Below are 15,083 nucleotides of genomic sequence, written 5' to 3' on the forward strand. Positions count from 1 at the left end.
AAACGCCCCCATACTGATCCCTTTCGTGCGGAAGGGATCATCATGAGCGAACGCTTCGGACGCATTGGACACTTCGCACGGTGTTTTCGCGTTCGGGCCAGCCGGACTCAGTGGACGATCTGTACTGAATTCTCCGGAGTCCGGAAGGCCCAGACCCGCCAGCCGGAGCCGGCGGGGAATCCGGCGACTACTCCGCCGCCTTCTTCGCGGCGGGGGCCTTCTTCGGGGCGGCCTTCTTCGCGGCCGGCTTCTTGGCTGCGGGTTTCTTCGCCGCGGCAGCCTTGGGCGCCGCCTTCTTCGCCGGGGCCTTCTTGGGCTTGGGCGCGACTAGGGCGCGGGCGGCCAGCAGGGGCACGGCGACATCCATGGTCATGTCCTCGGGCGCCGTGCCCTTGGGCAGCGTGGCGTTGATCTTGCCCGACTTCACATACGGCCCGAAGCGGCCGGCCATGACGTGGACCGGCTCGCCCGTTTCGGGGTGGGCGCCCAGGTCCTTCAGCGGCGCTGTGGCGGCGCCCCGGCCCTTGAACCCGCCGGCCCGCTTCTCGGCCAGCAGGACCACGGCGCGGTTCAGGCCGATCTCGAACACCTCGTCGATGTCGGCGACATTGGCATAGGTGCCGGCGTGCAGGATGAAGGGGCCATAGCGACCCAGACCCGCCGTGATCGGCTTGCCGTCCTCGGGGTGGTCGCCCACCTCGCGCGGGAGGCCCAGCAGGCGCAGGGCCTGCTCCAGCGTCAGCGACGCCGGGCTCCAGCCCTTGGGCAGGGAGGAGCGTTTGGGCTTCTCCTCATCCGGCACGGCGGTTTCGACATAGGGGCCGAAGCGGCCGATCTTCAGATGTACCGGCAGGCCGGTCACCGGATCGACGCCCAGCTCCCGGTCACCGCCCTCGGCGCCGCCGTCGGCTGCATCGGGGGCCGCCACCGGCCGGGTGAACTTGCAGTCGGGATAGCGCGAGCAGCCGACGAAGGCGCCGAAGCGGCTGGTCTTCAAACTCAGCTGGCCCTGTTTGCACAGGGGGCATTCGCGCGGGTCCGAGCCGTCTTCCTTCATCGGGAAGATGTGCGCCCCCAGGCTCTCGTTCAGGGCGTCCAGGATGGCCGTGGTGCGCAGTTCGCCCGCCGCCTGGGTCGCGACATGGAAGTCGCTCCAGAACTCGCGCAGCAGCACCTTCCAGTTCAGCTCGCCGGCCGAAACCTCGTCCAGCCGGGTCTCCAGCGCCGCAGTGAAATCGTATTCCACCCATTTGCGGAAGAACTGCTCCAGGAAGGCCGTGACCAGCCGTCCCTTGTCTTCGGGATAGAAGCGGTTCTTGTCCATCCGGACGTATTCGCGGTCGCGCAGGGTCGTCAGGATCGAGGCATAGGTCGAGGGCCGGCCGATGCCGAGCTCTTCCAGCTTCTTGACCAGGGTGGCCTCGGAGAAGCGGGGCGGCGGCTCGGTGAAATGCTGTTCGGTGCGGATCGCCTCGACCTTCGCCTTCGCGCCTTCCTTCAGCGCGGGCAGGCGGGCGGTGTCGTCGTCCTCCTCGGATTCGGCGCCCTTCTGCTTCTCGTCGCGGCCTTCCTCGTAGACGGCCAGGAAGCCGTCGAAGGTCACGACCTGGCCGGTGGCGCGCAGGCCCGTCTGGCCGTCGGGCGTCTCGACCTCGACCGTGGTCCGGTCCAGACGCGCGGCCTCCATCTGGGAGGCGACCATCCGCTTCCAGATCAGTTCGTAGAGGCGCTGCAGGTCGCTCTCGAGCCGCAGACTGTCGGGGCGGCGGGCGATATTGGTCGGGCGGATCGCCTCGTGCGCCTCCTGGGCGTTCTTGGCCTTGGTCTTGTAGTAGCGGGCCTCGGCCGGGACGAAGGCCGGGCCGAAGGTCTCGCTGATGACTTCGCGCGCCTGGGCGATGCCCTCGGGCGTCGTCTGGACGCCGTCGGTCCGCATATAGGTGATCAGGCCGCCGGTCTCATCGACGCCCTCGTACAGCTTCTGGGCCGCGCGCATGGTGCGCTGGGCGTCGAAGCCCAGCTTGCGCGACGCCTCCTGCTGCAGGGTCGAGGTGGTGAAGGGCGGGGAAGGGAAGCGGCGGACCGGCTTCTTCTCGATCGACTTGATGGTGAAATCGCCGGCCTTGATCGCGTCGCGGGCGGCGAACGCAACAGACTCAGAGGGGATGTCCAGACGCTGGATCCGCTTGCCTTCGTGCTTGACCAGACGCGTGGTGAAGGGCGGGCTGTCGGCGGCCAGGTCGGCCTCGATCGACCAGTACTCCTGGGCCTTGAACCGCTCGATCTCCATCTCGCGGTCGACGACGATGCGCAGGGCGACGGACTGAACCCGACCCGCAGAACGGGCGCCGGGGAGCTTGCGCCACAGGACCGGAGACAGGGTGAAGCCGACCAGATAGTCCAGCGCGCGGCGGGCCAGATAGGCCTCGACCAGTTCCATATCGAGCTGGCGCGGATTGGCCATGGCTTCGAGCACGGCCGACTTGGTGATGGCGTTGAAGGTGACGCGCTCGACGTGCGTGTCCTTCAACACCTTCTTCTTGGTCAGGATTTCCAAAACATGCCAGCTGATCGCCTCACCCTCGCGGTCGGGGTCGGTGGCCAGGATGACGCGGTCGGCGCGCTTGGCCGCCTCGGCGATCTCCGAGAGACGCTTGGACGCCTTGGCGTCGATCTCCCAATCCATCGAGAAGTCGTCGTCCGGCTTCACCGATCCATCCTTGGACGGCAGGTCGCGAACGTGCCCGTAGGACGCCAGAACCTCGAAGTCCGGGCCGAGGTATTTATTGATGGTCTTGGCCTTCGCGGGGCTCTCGACGATAACGAGATTCATTACGGCTCAGTCTGGGAGGAGGGGGGCAGAACGTGGTTGGGGTTGCGAACCCTGTCAACCGGGCGAGACATTGCAGCTCATTCTCTCGTTAAGGTTGCCAAGATACCCAAGGTTGTATCCAATGGCTCCGGTGGCTATGGAAAGGGCTATGGCGATGCAGCGCGCGAGTGAAACGGCAGGAGCGACCCCGATCAGGGCCCCGCAGGACGAAGCAACGACGGATTTCCCCGTGCGTGAATACATCAGCGCCATGGCGCTGGGACGGTTGCTGGAAAGCGCAGCGGCCCTGGCCGGCGAGCCTTTGAGGCGCTCCGGGGCGCAACGCGCCGAGCCGGGCCGGCGTCGCCCGGCCTAGATCGAGGCCGATCCGCCCGGCAGCAGGGTCGCCCGCCCGGCGAGGCTGAGCTCCAGCAGCGCGGCGGCCACTTCGCCGATCGGCGCGTCAAGGGCGCGGGCGATCTCGTCGCGCGGCGTCGGCGTCGGCGAAAGGAGGTCTGCGACCCTGTTGAGGAAGGCAGCGTCGATGTCGTCCGGAGCCCCCTCGAAGGGATGATCGACCGGAGGTTCGCGGAGTGTCCTCAGCGTCTCGAAGGCGCGGCGGACATCGTCGATCCCTTCGCACAGGATGGCGCCCTGCCGTAGCAGTTCGTTCGGCCCCTTCGAGCGGGGATCCAGTGGTGAACCCGGTACGGCGAAGACATCCCGTCCCTGCTCGTTGGCCGGGCGCGCGGTGATCAAGGACCCTGAACGAAGTTCGGCCTCGACCACGATCACGCCGCGCGACAGGCCGGAGATAATCCGGTTGCGCCTCGGGAAATCCCTCGCCTGGGCCCGCGCGCCCATCGGGCTTTCAGACACGACACAGCCTCGCTCGACAATCTGGTCATAGAGGCCGGCGTTCTCGGAGGGATAGACGTCGTCGACCCCGCCGCCGAGCACCGCAACCGTGCCCGTCGCGATCGCCCCGGCATGAGCCGCTGAATCGATACCGCGCGCCAGGCCCGAGACAACGACGAACCCCGCCTGTCCCAACTGCTGGGCGAGGCCGCGCGCGATCCGCTGACCGCCCGCCGAGGCGACCCGGGCGCCCACCACGGCGACGGATTCGCGCGAGAACAGGGCGACGTCGCCCCGAGTCCACAGAACCGGCGGCGGCGGATCGACGGCGGCGAGCATCGGCGGATAGGCGGCGTCGCCGAGCACCAGAAGCCCGGCTCCGGCGCGGTCGCCGGCCGCCAGCTCCTGTTCGATCTGCTCGACTGGCGGCAGGCTGTAGCCGTGGCCGCCGCCTTTTCGGATCAGGTCGGGCAGGGCGTCCAGTGCGCGCCCGGCGCCGCCGAACCGGTCCAGAAGCTGCCGGAAGGAAACCGGGCCGACTCTCTCTGCTCGCGCGAGGCGCAGGCGGGCGAAGCGCTCGGCTTCCGGGAGGCTCACGTTTTCGCGGCGCCGATACGGGGCTCGGTCCCCTTCAGCAGGCGGCCGATGTTCTCGTTATGCCGGATGTAGATCAGGACCGCCGTGACGATCGCCAGCCAGAAGATCGGCTGGGCGGCCGGCAGGGCCAAGGCGGGCAGGGGCAGCAGGGCATAGATCGGTGCTGCCGCTGCGGCCGCCAGCGCCGCCAGTGACGAATACCGCAGGGCGAAGGCGACGAGCAGCCAGGTGGCCCCGGCCATGAGGCCCAGTGGCCAGCAGGCGGCGATAAGGAGGCCGAAGAAGGTCGCCACTCCCTTGCCGCCCTTGAAGCCCAGCCAGACGGGAAACAGGTGGCCGAGGAAGGCCGCGCCGCCGGCGATGGCGCCCGCGACGTCCGAACCGAACAGATGCCGCGCGATCAGCAGGGCGGCGGCGCCCTTGCCCGCGTCAAGCAGCAAGGTGGCGAGCGCCAGATCCTTGCGGCCGGTGCGGAGCACATTGGTCGCGCCGATGTTGCCGGAGCCGATAGTGCGCACGTCGCCGGCTCCGGCGGCGCGGGTGATGAGCACGCCGAACGGAATGGAGCCCAGCAGGTAGCCGCCGACAGCCACCGCCGCGAGCGTGCCCAAGGCTGGAGCCACAAGATCCTGCAACCGATTCTCTCCCGACATTCGTTGGCCCCGAACATGCGTCGGTGGCGCGGCGCGGGCAAGGGACGCGCCTGTCTTACGCCAGTCGATCTGGAGGGCTATGAGGACAGCCTCGATCGTACAGGCCGCCCCATGACCCGCTTCCTCGCTCCCGCGCTGATGACCGCCCTTCTGGCTTCCGGATGCGCGGTGACGCCGATGCGAAACGCATCGGACGCGCCGGCCCTAGCAGCCTATTTCGACTGTGTGAGACAGAGCGGGGGTGTGGCCATCTCGGCGCACCGGGCGCAGTCGGCCGATGACCAGCCGGAAAACTCCATTGCCGCTATCGAGGCGACGGGGCGAGCAATTCCGGGCGCGATCGTGGAAATCGATGCGGTTCTGACCCGGGACGGCAGGCTGGTGCTGATGCACGACGAGACGATGGAGCGAACCTCGACGGGGACGGGCCGGGTCGCGGATCTGACCTTCGCCGAGGTTCGCGCGACGCGGCTTGAAGCGACCAACGGCGATGTGACCGACGCGCCGCCGCCGACGCTGCGCGAGGCGGTGGTCGCCGCCGGTCGTGCGGGAGCCATCGCCAGCATCGACCTGAAGCCTGCCGATGAGGCGGCGACGATCACCCTGGCGCGGGCCGTCATCTCCGAGGTGCGGGCTGCGGGCGCCGGGGACCGGGTCATCCTGATCACCTATTCGTCGGAGACGGCCCGCGCCGTGGCGGTCCTGGCGCCCGAGATGATGATCTCAGCCGGACTCGACGACGTCGCGGGTCTCGAGGGACTGAGCGTGCCGCAGATCCTGGCCTGGACAGGCACGCGGGAAGTCCGGCCCGCGCTTTGGCGGTCGCTCGCCGCGGCGGGCGTGGAGGTCCAGTTCGGCACGCTCGGCGCGCCGGGCCGGCGGCTGGACGACCAGTATGCGATGGACGGCGACCTGTCCGAATACCGCGCCCTGTTTGACCAGGGCGCGGTCGTGATCGCGACCGACGCGCCGCTCGCTGTGCAGTCGGTACTCGGCGTCCAGCTGGCTGCGGCGCAGCGATGCCCGCGCTGAGGCCCGCGTGTCTTTACGGTCTGCCAGCGGACCCATGATGAAGAGCCCGTCCGGAGCGATCCGGGCGGGCCTTTCGATGTCAGAGACCCAGCCTGGCCTTCAGGATCTCGTTAACCGAGGCCGGGTTGGCCTTGCCGCCGGTGGCCTTCATGACCTGGCCGACGAACCAGCCGAGGGCCTGGGGCTTTTCGGCGACGGCGGCGGCCTTGTCGGGGTTGGCGGCGATCAGTTCGTCGACGGCCTTTTCGATGGCGCCGGTGTCGTTGACCTGGACCAGGCCGCGCGCCTCGACGACGGCGCGGGGCGAACCCTCACCGTTCCAGACGTGGTCGAAGACTTCCTTGGCGATCTTGGAGGAGATCACGCCCTCCTCGATCAGGGCGACCAGTTCGGCGACCTGGGAGGCGGGCAGGGGGCTTTCGGAGAAATCCTTGTGGTCGGCGGCCAGACGCGCCGACAGTTCGTTGGTGACCCAGTTGGCGACCAGCTTGGCGTCACGCCCTTTGGCGGCTTCCTCGAAATAGTCGGCCTTGGCCTGTTCGGAGATCAGGACCACGGCGTCATATTGCGACAGGCCGTAGTCGGCCATCAGGCGACGGCGCTTGGCGTCGGGCAGTTCCGGCAGGTCGGCCTTGATGGCGTCGATCCAGGCCTTTTCCAGCTCCAGCGGCAGCAGGTCCGGGTCCGGGAAGTAGCGATAGTCGTTCGCCTCTTCCTTGGAGCGCATCGAGCGGGTCTCGCCGGCCGTGGGGTCGTAGAGGCGGGTCTCCTGAACGATCTTGCCGCCGTCCTCGAGGATCTCGATCTGGCGACGGGCCTCGTAGTTAATGGCCTGGGAGATGAAGCGGAACGAGTTGACGTTCTTGATCTCGCAGCGGGTGCCGAGGTGGCTGAAGTCGCCTGTGGCCTTGAATTTCTCGTATTGGCCGACGCGGCAGACGGAGACGTTGACGTCGGCGCGAAGGTTGCCCTTCTCCATGTCGCCGTCGCAGGTGCCGAGATAGATCAGGATGGTGCGGATCTTCTTGACGTAGGCGACCGCCTCTTCCGGCGAGCGGATATCGGGGCGCGAGACGATCTCCATCAGCGCCGTGCCCGCCCGGTTCAGGTCGACATAGCTCTCGGTCGGCGACAGGTCGTGGATCAGCTTGCCCGCATCCTGTTCCAGGTGCAGGCGCTCGATGCCGACGTTGAAGAAGGAGCCGTCCTCGGCCTCCACCTCCACGACGCCCTCGCCGACGATGGGGAAGTAGAGCTGCGAGATCTGATAGCCCTGCGGCAGGTCGGGGTAGAAATAGTTCTTCCGGTCGAACTGGCTCTTGCGATTGATCGCCGCGTTGAGGCCCAGACCCGTCTTCACGGCCTGTTCGACGCAGTGCCTGTTCAGGGTCGGCAGCATGCCGGGGAAGCCCGCGTCGATCAGCGACACCTGCTCGTTCGGGCCCGCGCCGAAGCCGACGGCGGCGCCGGAGAACAGCTTGGCCTTCGAGGCGACCTGGGCGTGGATTTCCAGACCCATGACGATTTCCCAGTCGCCGGTGCGGCCCTGGATCAGTTTCGGGGAGGAGAGGGTGTCGGTCATCCGGCTTTCCTAGCGCCGCGTGCGCCGCAGCGAAAGTTCCTGTCTTGAGCCCGTCGCGATTTGCGGGTCATTTGGGGTTCTTTACCTTCCGGAGTGTTGCCATGATCAAGTCCGTCCTCGCCGCCGCCGCCCTTGCGGCCGTTTCCACTGCCGCCTTCGCCCAGACCGCCCCCGCTCAGGATCACTCGGCCCACGCCGGCCACGCGGCTCCGGCCGCCGCCCTGCCGACCATCGACAGCCCGATCAAGGACCTGCTGGCCAATCCGGCGACCGCCGCCGTGGTCGAGAAACACCTGCCGGGCGTCAGCCAGCATCCGGCCCTGCCGCAGTTCCAGGACATGACCCTGGGCCAGGTTGCCCCGATGTCGGGCGGCGCGGTCACTCCGGCGATCATCACCGCCATCGACGCCGACCTGAAGGCCTTGCCGGCGGACTAGGCGGCTTCGGCTCTCCCTCCCCCTCGGGGGGAGGGGCGTCGCGCAGCGACGGGGCGGGGGCGGCAGGGCGATGCGGATACTGGGTTGCGGGGCTTTGCCTTGCCGCCCCCACCCGGTCTTCGCCTTCGGCTCCGACCACCCTCCCTCGAGGGGGAGGGAGAAGACTGGACGTGAGTCATCGCTCTTCCGCTGTGAACGGGTCGGGGAAGCCGACGGAGCCCGGGCGGTCGCCCGGAACCGATATGGCCCCCTGCTTTCGCGTTACGGGGACCGGATGAGCATTTTCGGCTCGCGCCGGGGCTCCGTCGCGACCGGTTCACGCGAGCGGCCGGTGACGGGCTTCGTGCAGCCTGCCGGGGTGGTGTCTGTTCGACCCCCGGACCTTTGCGCCGCTTAAACCCAGTCCGACCTAAGCCCACGACGGGCGGAGGGTGTCAGGTCCCTCCGGGCTCCACGGTTTGTCACCCCGCAGACAGTCCTGCATCAACGCCGGTTCGTGCCTCCACAGATCCAGGTCCTCGCCGGATCAGGGTCCTCGGCCGCGCGCAGCGATGCAGTTTCCCGCTCGATCGCGCCCCCTCGCACGTCCGGGTCCTGGGCCCAGGACGCCTTCCCCTCGCGACGGGACGGGAGAAGTGTACGCCCGGTTCGGAGAGCGCCTGCGATAAAGGCTCTAAATAAAGCCGGGTATTGATTTCAAAGGCGGATTCGGACGATCCGTTGATGGGTATGGGGCCCTTCCGCAGGATGCGAGGCGCCGGTGTCAGCCGCCGGGGCGGACGACCATGCAGGTGACGCGACGTTGGGCGAGGGCTTCGCAGGCGGACTGTGCGGCGGCCTCGGTCATGCCGGTGAAGCGTGAGCGATGCCAGCCGGCGGCGCTGGCGACGCTCCGTTCCGCGGCCGTGAACTGGGTGCGGAAGCGGCGATTGACTTCGGTCAGCCAGTTGCGGGCCACGGTTTCGTCGCGGAAGGCGCCGACCTGGACGGACCAGCGGCCGGCGGGCGGCGTCGCGGCTGGGCGAGGCGGATTGGCGACGGCGCCGCGGTTCAGGCTTGAGGTCGCGCCGGGGGGCGGGGCGACGCCGCCGTTGAGGCTGGCGGTCAGGTTCCCGGTTCTGGGAGCCGGGATCGCCTCGGCGCGGCGAACTGGCGGCGTTGCGGCGGGCGGGACTGGCGTCGCGCGGGTATAACCCGGCGGCGAGGCGGTCGGAGCCACCGGTTGGGATGCAGGCAGGGGCAAGGAGGCGTAGGCGATGCCGCTGGAGCCCTGGCCTTCCTCGACCTCGGCCGGGGCACCGTTGAGGGCCGCATAGGCGACGGCGCCGCCTGTATCTGGGCCGCCGATGCCGAAGCCGCGTGCCTCGAAGAAGGCCTGGGCCACCTGAATGCGCTCACCGGCGGCGCGGCGGTTCTCCACCTCGAAGCCGGTGTCCATCAGGGAGGCGACATGGGCGTTGCGCGTCGGGCTGGACCGGCCGCCGAGCACGATGGTGATGACCCGCTTGCCGTTGCGGACCGCCGAGGCCGCAAGATTGTAGCCCGAGGCGTTGGTGAAGCCGGTCTTGATGCCGTCATAGCCGGCGCCGCTCAGCAGCAGGCCGTTGGTGTTGCGGTACTCGCGGCCCTGATAGTTCCAGTCATGCAGGCCGAAGTAGCTGTAATACTGGGGGTAATCGCGCATGATGGCGCGGGCGAGGATGGCGAGGTCGCGGGCCGAGGTCAGCTGTCGACTGTCGGGCAGGCCGTTCGGATTGACGTAGCGGGTCTGGGTCATGCCCAGCTCCTCGGCCTTCAGCGTCATCATCGAAGCGAAGCGGGCCTGGGAGCCCCCGATCTCTTCGGCGAGGGCCATGGCCATGTCATTGGCCGAGCGGACGGCCGTGGCGCGCATGGCGTCGTCCATACGAATCGTCTGGCCGGCGGCGAGGCCCAGCTTGGATGGCGGCTGGGAGGCGGCGAGCGGCGAGACGGTGATGATGTCGTCAAGCGTCGCCGTACCCTTTTCGAGCGCCTCGAATACCAGATACAGGGTCATCATCTTGGTGATGGAGGCCGGATAGCGACGGCTGTCGGCGTGGCGGGCGAACAGGACCTCTCCGGTGCCGGCGTCGACGACGATGGCGGCGTAGCGGCTGTTCTCGCCCGACTGGGCCTGAACCCGGTTGAAGCCGAGGCCGGCCAGGCCGACCAGAAGGCTGAGTGCACACAGGCCTGCGACGACCCTGTGCAGGGTGGGGCGACGGAGTGGGGTCGATCCGGTACGCATCATCGCCAAGCGAAGCCTCTTACATCCGTGACGCGGCGACGGCCCCCCGGCGCGACGCAAGTGAAGAACCTAGCATGAGGACCGCAGGTTTCACGGTGGTTAAGCAGGTATCAACGCGGATTTGAACGAACCAGTCCTGACAGGCGAACAGGTGAACAGCGATAAGATGGTGCACTGCACAAAAAATCCTTGACCCTTGTTCGCAACTGCACCATAAAAGCCTCGTCGATCCGGGACTCTACCGGCGAGAGCACCATTCAGGCGGGGCAACCGCCACATCAGGTTCAGGAGACCACCATGGCTGACAGCACCGAAACCGTGAAGAAGACCATCGAACAGGCCACCGCGACCGCCAAGGTCCAGGGCGAGCAGTTCAAGGCCCAGGCCGAACAGCTCCAGGCCAAGGGCACGCAAGCCCTGCGCGAAGGCGTCGAGAAGACCTCGGCCACGATGGCTGAACTGTCGGCTCAGTCGAAGCAGAACCTGGAAGCCCTGACCGCCTCGGCCACCGCCGCCCAGAAGGGCGCCGAGGCCCTGTCGGCCCAGGTCGTTTCCTACAGCAAGACGAGCTGGGAAAACGGCGTCGCCGCCGCCCAGACCATCTCGCAAGCCCGTTCGATCCAGGAGCTGATCGAACTGCAGACCAACTTCGCCAAATCGGCGATGGAAACCTATCTTTCGGAAGTCACCAAGATGACCGAGACCCTGACCGGTTCGGTCAAGGACAGCTTCAAGCCCATCAACGAGCGCGTCACCGCCTCGGTCGAGAAGTTCCAGGCCGCCCGCTAGAGCCTGATCGCTTGAGATGGAAGCGCTGCGCGCTTCTGTCGAAAGCGTGAATCAGACTCTCGCTTAATATCTGGAGCAGGATTCACGGCATCAGCGGAATCGCGAAGCGATTCCTCCTCAGCCGATCCTGCTCTAAGGCGACCCGACCTTCCCGTCGCGTAACGAAAAGGCCCCCCGGAGCGATCCGGGGGGCCTTCTTCATGCGCGTCGCCGTGGGGATCAGTCGCGACGTGCAGAGCCGGAAGCGGTCGCGCCAGCCGAGACCGATGCGCCGTTGCGGTTTGCCGCGGTCGCACCGTTGAAGCCGCCAGCGCCGTTGAGGGCGCGTGTACGGGCCGGGGGATCATTGGCCACGGGCTGCGGATCGGCTGCGGGGGCTGCCGCCTGGTCCTCGGACACCGGGCTGGCGGCGTCTTGCTCGACAGCGGGGGCCGAGACGAGGCCGCCCTGGCCGTTGCCAGAGGCTGAGCCCGAGAGCGCGCCATCGGTGAAGGCGGCCGCGCCGTTCAGGACACCGGAACCCTCGCCCTGCAGCGACCCGGCGCGATTGAGCGTTCCGCCGAGGGCGCCCTGGCCGTTGGCCGCCGCGGTTCCGGTCCGGTCGCCGGCGCGGGAGGCCGCAGCGGCGGCGCGCGCCTGTGCGGCCTGGGTGCGGCGTTCGGCACGGGTCAGACCGTCCGTGGCCCGATCCCGCAGCCGCGACGCGTCGAGACCGCCGGTCAGGGATCCGGTCCCGCCGAAGGAACCGGCTCCGCCCAGCCCTCCGAGGCCGCCGCCTAGTCCGCCGCCGAGACCGCCGGTCAGTCCGCCCGATCCGCCGAGGATCTGGGCCTGGGCGCCGCCGGCCAGGGCCAGGCCGAAGGCGACGGTCGCCAGGGTGAGTGTCTTGTTCATGTCAGGATCTCCTGTGGCTCTTGGGGCGTGACGCCCGCACAGGGTCCAACGACCGGCCGTCCCGGTTTCATCCCGGGCGGGCGACGATTTTTCAGCGCGACAACCGGCCCCGGGCGCCCATGGCGTCCGGAGCGACGCGCGACCGGGCGCCGACCAGACCCGCGCCATAGACCGGATCCCGGCCGCGTTCGCCGAGGTCGACGGCTGTCTCCGCGAGGGCCGAGACGGTCTCCCGGGCCAGAAGACCCGCCACGATGGGGGCGGCGAAGGAGGAACCGCGCACGGTCGTCCAGCTTCCGGCCGAGCCGGCGGCGGCCATGTCGGCGCCCGGGGCGGCGAAATCGACCTGCGGCCCGCGCGCGGCCTCGGGCAGGGCCCGGTCGCGCGCGGTGACCGCGGTCACCCCGACCACATCGTCATAGGAGGCGGGGTAGAGGGGCGGGGCGGCGGGGCCGTCGTTGCCGACGGCGGCGACCAGGGTGACGCCGCGCGCCTGGGCCCCCGCGACGGCGCGTTCCACCAGGGCGTTGCGGGGGCCGACGAGGCTGACGTTCACGACGGTGGCGCGCTGTTCGACCATCCAGGCCAGGGCCTGGGCGAGGCCGGTGGCGGTGCCGCCCGCCGCCTGTCCGCCGTAGATGTCGGCCACCATGATGTCGGCGCCGGGCGACCCGCCCGCGAAGGCGCCGCTGCGGCCGATCATCAGGGAGGCGACGGCCGTGCCGTGGGCGCCGACCCGGGCGGGACCGGCGAAGCCGCGCTGGGTGACGCCGGACCCGGTGAAGGCCGGGTGGGTAACGTCGATGCCGGTGTCGATCAGACCCAGTCGGGCGTTCGTCGCCTGGGCACCTGTCGCGGCGAGGCCGCCGGTCGCGCCCGGGCCCTCCATGCTCGCCGGAACGTGGACATGGTTGAAGGCGACGTCCGTGTCGGGCGCGATCCGGCGCAGGCGGTCCACGGCGCGCTTGAGCGACGTCCGTCGCGGCGGCGAGAGGACGGTGGCGGAGAGGCCGAGCGCCTCCAGCGGCTCCTCGCGGAGGACGGAATACCCCGCTGCCAGGGCTAGGGCCCGGGCGTCGGGCGACAGGTCGATGGCGACGATCTCTCCGGCGGCGACCGGCCAGCCGAGCGGATCGGCCTGGAGCGCGCCACGCGAGCGGCGGATCAGGCCGTCCAGCCGGGCCGGCGCCTGAAGCGCGCGGTCCAGAGTGCGATCAATCAGATCATCGCCCCCGCGCGGCAGTCGATCCATGAGGGCGGACGGCAGGGTCGGCAGGGCGGGCCCGGGCAGGCCGCCCAGCTGCGCCCATGACGGGGTGGCGACCGCGAGGGCCGCCAGCGCCAGGCATCCCGCGATCCCCTTGGCTGTGATCCGTCTGGCCAGAGCCATCGTCTTCCTTTCATCCGTCGTGCGCGGCACGGCCTTACATTCGTCCTATGCCATGGATGAAACGAACGGGGCCGGTCGTTTCATCCGACATGGACGAGGTAGGGGTTTGGACGAATTTCAGACGGGGCTTGTGGAGCTGCTTCCGCGCCTGCGCCGCTTTGCACGTGTTCTGCGGCCCCACGATGCGGATGCGCAGGATCTGGTCCAGCAGACCGTCGAGCGGGCGCTGGCGTCGCGGTCGAAATTCAGGGACGGCACGCGGCTCGACAGCTGGACCTTCACAATCATGAGACGGATCGCGATAGACGAAGGCCGATCGATCCTGCGCTGGGGCAGGGTGGTGGCGGCAGAGGACGACGCCACCGTCCGGGTGGCGGACCTGAGCCAGGCCGACGAAAGCCTGCGTGCGGACGCCCTGGCGGCGCGCGACGCCATACATGCCCTTCCGGACGATCAGAGGCGCGCCGTCGCCCTGGTGCTGGTCGAAGGGCTTTCCTACGCCGAGGCGGCCAAGGTGCTGGGCGTGCCCGCTGGGACGCTGACGAGCCGGTTGGTCCGGGGCAGGCAGAGCCTGATCCAGACCCTGGCCGAACAAGGAGTGACCGGATGACCCGGCTGGACGACGAAATCCTGATGCGCCGGGTCGACGGCGAACTGGGCCCGACAGAGGCGGCTGCCGTGGATGCGGCGGCAGAGGCGGACCCGACGATCGCCTCCCGGATTGCGGCGCTGCGGAGGACGCGGACGGCGGCGGTGGGGGCCTTCCCGGCCGCGACAGATGCGCGCGACAGGGATCTGGCGCGGCTGATCGCGGCATCGAGGCGGCCGTCGCCGTTCGAAGGGATCGGCAGGGCTCTGGCGGAGGCGTTGGCGCCGCGCCGGGCGGTCATCTGGGGCGGACTGGCGACGGCGGCCTTCGTCGGCGGGCTGGCGCTGGGGCCGCTGCTGGACGGTCGTTCCGAGGATCTCCGCGTCGAAGGCGGGGCGCTGGCCGACCCAGGGCTGGTCCGGGTGCTGGACACGCGACTGAACGCCGACGGAGCTGACGGAGCGGGCCGATCCGTGGGGCTGACGTTCAGGGATGGGGAGGGGCGCTGGTGCCGGACCTTCCAGGCGGCTGAGGCCGGAGTGGCGGGCCTGGCTTGTCGGCGCGACCACGGCTGGGCCATGCAGGTGCTGGCGCCGTTGGCGCCCTCGTCGGGCGATATCCGGATGGCTGGGAGCGATACGCCCGAGGCTGTGCTGGACCTCGTCGATGCGACGATCGCGGGCGAAACTCTCGGCGCGGCTGATGAAGCGCAGGCGCGAAACGGTGGATGGCGCCAGCGCTCCGCGGGCGTTTCACGACAGCCGTGACTGGACGCGACTCCAAAACCGGCTGACACTTCCTACATAGCGTTTCGACTCCCCCGAAATGACGGACGACGATGCCAACCAAAAGGTCAGGTGAAGGACAGGATCAGGGCTTCGGCGCTGGCACCATCACCGAAACGAAACCGAAGCTTCAGAAGCCCTCGCTGTATCGAGTGCTGATCCTGAACGACGACTACACGCCGATGGAATTCGTCGTCTATGTGCTGGAGCGGTTCTTCCAGAAGAGCCGCGAGGACGCGACCCGCATTATGCTGCATGTGCATCAGCATGGCGTCGGTGTGTGCGGCGTCTTCACCTACGAAGTGGCCGAAACCAAGGTCGCCCAGGTGGTCGAGACGGCGCGCCGTCACCAGCACCCGCTGCAATGCACTATGGAAAAAGACTGAGAGGATCTCC

14 protein-coding genes are annotated in these 15,083 nt (G+C 68.8%); 7 read left to right on the forward strand and 7 right to left on the reverse strand.

Annotated features, from left to right (window positions below; translation table 11 throughout):
* Positions 1-187: 187 nt before the first annotated feature.
* Positions 188-2,833 (reverse strand): type I DNA topoisomerase, encoded by a 2,646-nt coding sequence (gene topA, locus ACP7AZ_RS13665; RefSeq protein ID WP_426039183.1) that lies wholly within the window; start codon positions 2,831-2,833, stop codon positions 188-190.
* A 229-nt stretch (positions 2,834-3,062) separates the two neighbouring features.
* Here topA and ACP7AZ_RS13670 point away from each other — a divergent pair, with 229 nt between their 5' ends.
* Entirely contained in the window at positions 3,063-3,188 is a 126-nt protein-coding gene (locus ACP7AZ_RS13670; RefSeq protein ID WP_426039185.1) for a hypothetical protein, read from the forward strand.
* Here the strand turns inward: ACP7AZ_RS13670 and dprA are convergent.
* Positions 3,185-4,267, reverse strand: a complete 1,083-nt coding sequence (gene dprA, locus ACP7AZ_RS13675; protein ID WP_426039186.1) for a DNA-processing protein DprA — start codon at positions 4,265-4,267, stop codon at positions 3,185-3,187. The two genes, ACP7AZ_RS13670 and dprA, sit on opposite strands and share 4 nt — an antisense overlap.
* Entirely contained in the window at positions 4,264-4,902 is a 639-nt protein-coding gene (plsY, locus tag ACP7AZ_RS13680) for a glycerol-3-phosphate 1-O-acyltransferase PlsY (protein ID WP_426039253.1), read from the reverse strand. The genes dprA and plsY overlap by 4 nt, the downstream gene beginning before the upstream one ends.
* 33 nt (positions 4,903-4,935) lie before the next feature.
* Between plsY and ACP7AZ_RS13685 the strand changes: the two genes are divergently transcribed.
* The gene (locus ACP7AZ_RS13685; RefSeq protein WP_426039187.1) at positions 4,936-5,952 is read left to right on the forward strand and encodes a glycerophosphodiester phosphodiesterase family protein; all 1,017 of its coding nucleotides are present in this window, start codon (positions 4,936-4,938) and stop codon (positions 5,950-5,952) included.
* Between the two features lie 79 nt (positions 5,953-6,031).
* On the opposite strand, the gene gatB is transcribed toward ACP7AZ_RS13685, so the two are convergent.
* On the reverse strand, positions 6,032-7,534 hold the full coding sequence (gene gatB / locus ACP7AZ_RS13690; protein WP_426039188.1) for an Asp-tRNA(Asn)/Glu-tRNA(Gln) amidotransferase subunit GatB: 1,503 nt from the start codon (positions 7,532-7,534) through the stop codon (positions 6,032-6,034).
* 101 nt (positions 7,535-7,635) lie between these two features.
* Between gatB and ACP7AZ_RS13695 the strand changes: the two genes are divergently transcribed.
* The gene (locus ACP7AZ_RS13695) at positions 7,636-7,971 is read left to right on the forward strand and encodes a hypothetical protein (protein WP_426039189.1); all 336 of its coding nucleotides are present in this window, start codon (positions 7,636-7,638) and stop codon (positions 7,969-7,971) included.
* Between the two features lie 763 nt (positions 7,972-8,734).
* Here the strand turns inward: ACP7AZ_RS13695 and ACP7AZ_RS13700 are convergent.
* Complete coding sequence (locus tag ACP7AZ_RS13700) at positions 8,735-10,243, reverse strand: D-alanyl-D-alanine carboxypeptidase (protein ID WP_426039254.1); 1,509 nt, start codon at positions 10,241-10,243, stop codon at positions 8,735-8,737.
* A gap of 294 nt (positions 10,244-10,537) precedes the next feature.
* On the opposite strand from ACP7AZ_RS13700, the gene ACP7AZ_RS13705 reads away from it, so the two are divergent.
* Entirely contained in the window at positions 10,538-11,029 is a 492-nt protein-coding gene (locus ACP7AZ_RS13705) for a phasin family protein (protein ID WP_303694318.1), read from the forward strand.
* Between the two features lie 219 nt (positions 11,030-11,248).
* On the opposite strand, the gene ACP7AZ_RS13710 is transcribed toward ACP7AZ_RS13705, so the two are convergent.
* Both ACP7AZ_RS13710 and ACP7AZ_RS13715 read right to left on the reverse strand, forming a co-directional pair.
* Positions 11,249-11,923 (reverse strand): hypothetical protein, encoded by a 675-nt coding sequence (locus ACP7AZ_RS13710; RefSeq protein ID WP_426039190.1) that lies wholly within the window; start codon positions 11,921-11,923, stop codon positions 11,249-11,251.
* 91 nt (positions 11,924-12,014) lie between these two features.
* The gene (locus tag ACP7AZ_RS13715; protein ID WP_426039191.1) at positions 12,015-13,313 is read right to left on the reverse strand and encodes a S8 family serine peptidase; all 1,299 of its coding nucleotides are present in this window, start codon (positions 13,311-13,313) and stop codon (positions 12,015-12,017) included.
* 106 nt (positions 13,314-13,419) lie between these two features.
* Here ACP7AZ_RS13715 and ACP7AZ_RS13720 point away from each other — a divergent pair, with 106 nt between their 5' ends.
* From ACP7AZ_RS13720 to clpS, 3 genes are all read left to right on the forward strand, one after another.
* The gene (locus ACP7AZ_RS13720) at positions 13,420-13,923 is read left to right on the forward strand and encodes an RNA polymerase sigma factor (protein ID WP_426039192.1); all 504 of its coding nucleotides are present in this window, start codon (positions 13,420-13,422) and stop codon (positions 13,921-13,923) included.
* Positions 13,920-14,669: a hypothetical protein gene (locus ACP7AZ_RS13725; protein ID WP_426039193.1), complete on the forward strand. Its 750-nt coding sequence runs from the start codon at positions 13,920-13,922 to the stop codon at positions 14,667-14,669. The genes ACP7AZ_RS13720 and ACP7AZ_RS13725 overlap by 4 nt, the downstream gene beginning before the upstream one ends.
* Before the next feature lie 71 nt (positions 14,670-14,740).
* Positions 14,741-15,073 carry an ATP-dependent Clp protease adapter ClpS gene (gene clpS / locus ACP7AZ_RS13730; protein WP_426039194.1) on the forward strand — a complete coding sequence of 111 codons (333 nt, stop codon included), beginning with the start codon at positions 14,741-14,743 and terminating at the stop codon, positions 15,071-15,073.
* The last annotated feature ends 10 nt before the right edge of the window (positions 15,074-15,083 follow it).

The sequence above is a fragment of the Brevundimonas sp. DC300-4 genome (assembly GCF_049897365.1).
Lineage (GTDB): Bacteria > Pseudomonadota > Alphaproteobacteria > Caulobacterales > Caulobacteraceae > Brevundimonas.

Bases quoted from the DNA above. Each gene is read 5' to 3' on its own strand.
- ACP7AZ_RS13725 (WP_426039193.1), top strand. From the start codon at position 13,920: ATGACCCGGCTGGACGACGAAATCCTGATGCGCCGGGTCGACGGCGAA.
- ACP7AZ_RS13685 (WP_426039187.1), top strand. From the start codon at position 4,936: ATGCGTCGGTGGCGCGGCGCGGGCAAGGGACGCGCCTGTCTTACGCCA.
- ACP7AZ_RS13700 (WP_426039254.1), bottom strand. From the start codon at position 10,243: ATGATGCGTACCGGATCGACCCCACTCCGTCGCCCCACCCTGCACAGG.
- ACP7AZ_RS13705 (WP_303694318.1), top strand. From the start codon at position 10,538: ATGGCTGACAGCACCGAAACCGTGAAGAAGACCATCGAACAGGCCACC.
- ACP7AZ_RS13710 (WP_426039190.1), bottom strand. From the start codon at position 11,923: ATGAACAAGACACTCACCCTGGCGACCGTCGCCTTCGGCCTGGCCCTG.
- gatB (WP_426039188.1), bottom strand. From the start codon at position 7,534: ATGACCGACACCCTCTCCTCCCCGAAACTGATCCAGGGCCGCACCGGC.
- topA (WP_426039183.1), bottom strand. From the start codon at position 2,833: ATGAATCTCGTTATCGTCGAGAGCCCCGCGAAGGCCAAGACCATCAAT.
- ACP7AZ_RS13715 (WP_426039191.1), bottom strand. From the start codon at position 13,313: ATGGCTCTGGCCAGACGGATCACAGCCAAGGGGATCGCGGGATGCCTG.
- ACP7AZ_RS13695 (WP_426039189.1), top strand. From the start codon at position 7,636: ATGATCAAGTCCGTCCTCGCCGCCGCCGCCCTTGCGGCCGTTTCCACT.
- clpS (WP_426039194.1), top strand. From the start codon at position 14,741: ATGCCAACCAAAAGGTCAGGTGAAGGACAGGATCAGGGCTTCGGCGCT.